At 61.3% G+C, this 4547-nt stretch carries 4 protein-coding genes, 1 tRNA gene and 2 pseudogenes; 6 read left to right on the top strand and 1 reads right to left on the bottom strand.

The window, feature by feature from the left end; translation table 11 throughout:
• The 3 genes and pseudogenes from QZ326_RS11315 to QZ326_RS11305 all read left to right on the top strand — a co-directional run.
• Positions 1-401: pseudogene (locus tag QZ326_RS11315) on the top strand (ABC transporter ATP-binding protein); the annotation flags it as partial.
• Positions 398-985: an ABC-2 transporter permease gene (locus tag QZ326_RS11310; RefSeq protein WP_295745239.1), complete on the top strand. Its 588-nt coding sequence runs from the start codon at positions 398-400 to the stop codon at positions 983-985. The pseudogene QZ326_RS11315 and the gene QZ326_RS11310, both read left to right, overlap by 4 nt.
• A 109-nt stretch (positions 986-1094) precedes the next feature.
• Positions 1095-1316, top strand: a complete 222-nt coding sequence (locus tag QZ326_RS11305) for a hypothetical protein (RefSeq protein WP_295745237.1) — start codon at positions 1095-1097, stop codon at positions 1314-1316.
• 178 nt (positions 1317-1494) lie between these two features.
• On the opposite strand, the gene QZ326_RS11300 is transcribed toward QZ326_RS11305, so the two are convergent.
• Positions 1495-1568, bottom strand: a tRNA-Gly gene (locus QZ326_RS11300).
• A 228-nt stretch (positions 1569-1796) separates the two neighbouring features.
• On the opposite strand from QZ326_RS11300, the gene QZ326_RS11295 reads away from it, so the two are divergent.
• The 3 genes and pseudogenes from QZ326_RS11295 to QZ326_RS11285 all read left to right on the top strand — a co-directional run.
• Positions 1797-2963 carry a polysaccharide deacetylase family protein gene (locus QZ326_RS11295; RefSeq protein ID WP_295745236.1) on the top strand — a complete coding sequence of 389 codons (1167 nt, stop codon included), beginning with the start codon at positions 1797-1799 and terminating at the stop codon, positions 2961-2963.
• 249 nt (positions 2964-3212) lie between these two features.
• On the top strand, positions 3213-3917 hold the full coding sequence (locus tag QZ326_RS11290; protein WP_295745234.1) for a response regulator transcription factor: 705 nt from the start codon (positions 3213-3215) through the stop codon (positions 3915-3917).
• Positions 3914-4547 (top strand): annotated as a pseudogene (locus QZ326_RS11285) (two-component sensor histidine kinase); the annotation flags it as partial. The gene QZ326_RS11290 and the pseudogene QZ326_RS11285, both read left to right, overlap by 4 nt.

Here is a 4547-nt window from a genome sequence, read left to right as displayed (position 1 = left end):
TTCTGGACGAGGCGACCTCCGGCCTGGACCCCATCGTCCGGGACGAGGTGCTGGAAATTTTCAACGAGTTCACCCGGGAGGAGGACCACTCCATTTTGATCTCCTCCCACATCGTCAGCGATCTGGAAAAGCTGTGCGACTACATCGCCTTCCTCCACCAGGGGCGGCTGCTGTTCTGCCAGGAGAAGGACCAACTGCTGGAGGACTACGGCGTGTTCGTGGGCACGGCGGAGCAGGCGGAGAGCCTGCTGCCGGAGGCGGTCATCGGCCGGGAGGCCAGTGACTACGGCGGCGTCCGGGCGCTGGTGCGGCGGAGTATGGTGCCGGAGAGCCTGGCCCTGGAGCGGCCCACCATTGAGGAGATCATCCTCTTTATTGTGAAAGGAGCGGAGAAGAGATGAAAGCCCTGATCCGAAAGGATTTCTATGTACTGTGGAAGCAGATGCGGATGTTTATACTGCTGCTTCTGGTGTTTTTCCTCTTCCAGGGGAGCTTTGGCAACGTGTTCATCGTCGCTTGGTGCGCCATGCTGCCCTACACGGCTGTGGCCTATGACGAGCGGTGCAAGTGGGATCAGCTGGCGGCCATGATGCCCTACTCCTGCCGGGACATGGTACTGAGTAAATATGTGCTGGGCTGGCTCTGCGCCGGCGCGGCCAGCGTCCTCTCCCTGGCGGCCCAGGCCATTTTGAAAAACGGGGACCCCCGCGTCATTCTGCTGAGCTTCTGCGCCAGCGTGTGCGTCCTGGACATCACGCTTCCTCTGGTGCTCCGCTTCGGCGTGGAGCGGGGGCGCATGGTGATGTTCCTGATGATCTTCCTGGTCTGCGGCGGAGCCGGCATCCTTACGGAGGCGGCGTCCCCCGACTCCGCGGCGGCTCTCCGTCTCCTGCCCGCGGCGGCAGTCCTGGGCCCTGCTGCGGCGGCGGCGCTGACGGCCGTCTCCATCCCGGTGTCCCTGCGGCTGTACGCCGCCCGGCAGTGAGGAGGCGGACCATGGCAGAGGAAAAGAAACAGGAGGGCCTCACCCCTTTGGATTTCGCCGCTCTGCTGACCCTGCTGGGCCAGTCCCTGCTGCGGGAAAAGGAAAAGCGATGAAAAACGGAAGCGTCTGTCCCAAGTGCGGCTCCCGGAAGATTATCCGAATACCGGACAATCCCCGCCGCCACGCCAGTGGGAACAACATCTACACCACCCGGGCCACGCTCCTTGGCAAGATCCCCGTGATCCGGTATATCTGCTGTGACTGCGGCTATGTGGAAAACTGGGTAGAAACCAGCCGCAGCCTCGAGACCATCCAAAAAACCTTCTCCTGACCCATCCCCACCCCCCGGACCATCCGGAAGTCCCCGAAGGAGGGGGTGTCCGCGGGGGGGACCTTTCCGGGTTCCCCCGCGGGATTTCAATCAACCCGCCCACAGGCGCCCCATTTTGCTTTCGGCAAAATGGGAGAGCTCCAAAAAAGAGAGACACGCACAGCGTGTCTCTCTTTTTTGGAGCGGCTGATGGGAGTCGAACCCACCTATGCAGCTTGGGAAGCTGCCGTTCTACCGATGAACTACAGCCGCGTCAACGGGATATATTATAACAGCTCTTTTTGGAAAAAGCAAGATAAAAATTGACGGCTTTTCCATTTGGCAGGCATTAGTATTGGGTTACACAAGGCCAGACGGCCGAGTGTAACCTATTTTTTGCATTTTGGCCGTGGACCCCTATCGGGCGGCAGGCTTTACAAATCCGGGCAAACCGTGATATAATAAAATATTATTGCCAGGGCTGAAAGGGGGCGGGCAGCTATGAAAAAGAGAGCGGCGGCGCTGACGCTGTGCCTTGCGCTGTGCCTTGCGCTGTGCCTTGCGCTGGCGCCTGTGACCGCAGAGGCCGCGGGCAGCGTGTATATCACCGCGGCGGGCAACGACATCCTTCCCCTGAACGACGCCACCATGCCCTTCTTGTCCGACGGATACCTGTACGTGGCCAGCTCCATTTTCACAGGGCAGGTAAACAAATCCCTGGGCGTGGCCTACCTTCCCAGCAACGTCTCCAACCCTAACCTGTGCATTTTGTATGCGGTCAACAACCGCTCACTGATGTTTGATTTAAACGGCAATTTTGTCCGGGACAGCGACGGTAACGTCACCTCCCGGGGGGCCATTCGCCGGGGCGGAGAGATCTTTGTCCCCGCGTCCATCGTGGCGGAGTTTTTCAAGCTGGAGTATTCCATGACGCCGCTGAGCGTCAGCGCCGCCAACGAGGCCAGCTACGGCGCGCTGGTCTGGTTCCGGCAGCCCAATTTCGGCCTGTCGGAGAAGGAGTTTATCAACGCCGCCTTCAGCCAGATCGCCATGCGGTATGAACAGTACCTGCGGGAACAGGCCCCGGAGGACAGCGGCGCGGAGGAGAACCCCGGCGGCATTTATCTCCCTGAAGGGGACGGGAAGAGCGTATACCTCTGCTTAAAAGCGGGAGACAGCACGGCAGCCCAGCTGGACGTGCTGGACGCCCTCAACGCGCAGGCGGCCTTCTTCTGTTCCCTGGAATTCCTGGAAAACCAGGGAGACCTCCTCCGGCGAATGACCGCCACAGGCCATGCCGTGGGCCTTCTGGCAGACGCCGGGAACGCTGGGCAGACGGTGGAGGAACAGCTGGAGACCGGGAACCGGCTCCTCTCCCAGGCCACCATGGGGAAAACCCGCCTGGTCAAACTCCAAAACGGGGACGAGCGGGACCGCCAGGCAGTCCAGGAGGCGGGGTTTTCCTGCCTGGAGGCGGAGTTGGACTGGTCCGACAGCGGCCTGCCGGACAGCGTTCAGGCTGAAAATCTTCTCCGGCAGGTGTCCTCCCGGCGGGGAGACGTGCGGATCTGGCTGGGCGGCGCCGCCGGCGCCGCGGGGCTGCGGGCCTTCCTGACTGCCGCCGCCCAGGCCGAGGACCGCTGCCTGGCCTTGACGGAGACCCCATAGAACGGAGCCTAAGAAGCTGTATCCACAGGCGTTGAACGCCGTCCGGAGGGCTCTTTTCGCGCCGTTCTTCGTCAAATTTTCCTGAAATACATGCTCCTGTGAAAATTTGCCCCGGCCGGCGCGGAACCCCCTTGCCCATCCAGCATTCCCCACCTATGAATACAGCCTCTAATTCACAGAAAATTCAACACCCTGGGACAGAAACCGGTATAATAGAAATCAGATTTTGCAAAAATTGGAGGGAGCGCCATGGGACGCAATATCCTGGTAGTGGAGGACGACCGCAATATTTCCGACCTAATCCACATGTATCTGGTAAAAGAGGGGTTCGACGTCCGCATCGCCGGAGACGGCGGACGGGCCGTGGAGGAATTTCAGCGGGAGGCCCCAGACCTGATCCTGCTGGACATCATGCTGCCGGTGATGGACGGCTGGTCCGTCACCGCCAAGGTTCGGGAGACCAGCAAAGTGCCCATCATCATGCTCACCGCCAAGAGCGAGGTCTTCGACCGCATCCAGGGCCTGGAGATGGGAGCGGACGACTACATCGTCAAGCCCTTTGAGATGAAGGAGCTCATCGCCCGGATCAACGCCGTGCTGCGGCGGACAGAGATCCCCAACGACACCAGCAAGCGGCTGACTTTTGACAAGCTGGTGGTGGATCTGGACTCCTACGAGCTGATCGTGGACGGGAAGAAGATCGACACGCCTCCCAAGGAGCTGGAGCTCCTCTACCACCTGGCCTCCACTCCCAACCGGGTCTACACCCGCAACCAGCTGCTGGACGAGGTGTGGGGGTTCGACTACTTCGGCGACAGCCGCACTGTGGACGTCCATATCAAGCGGCTGCGGGAGAAGGTGGAGAACATCTCCGACCAGTGGGCCCTGAAAACGGTATGGGGCGTGGGCTATAAATTCGAGGTCACCGGCGCCAGGCAGCCGGAGAAGCCATGAGCCGCTTCCGCAGACATTTCCAGGGCCTGTACTGGCAGCAGCTGCTGGCCATGGTCAGCATGGTGCTGCTGACGCTGTTTCTGCTGGGCGCCTCCTTTTTCTCCCTGAGCTACAACTATGCCAGGAACCAGGAACGGAACGAACTGCGGGACCAGGTCCAGATGGTGGCCCGCTTGGCGGCAGGATACCTGGAGAACGACCCCGCCTACGACCGGGAGGACTTCCGCCAGCTGGCGGTGGTGGCCGCCAACGTCTCCGACGTGGAGTTTCTGATCTGCGACACCGGGGGGCATGTGCTCCTCTCCACCGACAAGGCCCTGGAGGGCCGGGTGGTCACCATGCCGGAGGAGATGGTGCAAACAGTGCTGGAGGAGGGGGTTTGCGCCCGGCGGGACGATCTGGGCGGACTGTACGCCGGCAAGCGGTTCATCCTGGGCGTACCCGCCCTGTCCAGCAGCGGGCAGTCCACGGCGGGTATGGCCTTCGCCGTGTCCACCAACGCCTCCCTGAACGCCATGTGGCAGGGCTTTATCGGCCTTTTCTTCATGACCGCCTTTGTGGTGCTGATGGTGACCTTCATGGCCTCCTCCGTCACCGCCATGCGGCAGATCCAGCCCATCCGGGAGATGG

The organism is uncultured Oscillibacter sp. (genome assembly GCF_910587525.1).
Classification (GTDB): Bacteria; Bacillota; Clostridia; order Oscillospirales; family Oscillospiraceae; genus Oscillibacter.
Note: the sequence above shows the minus strand (reverse complement) of the source record. Positions and strands in the feature narration are given on the sequence as shown.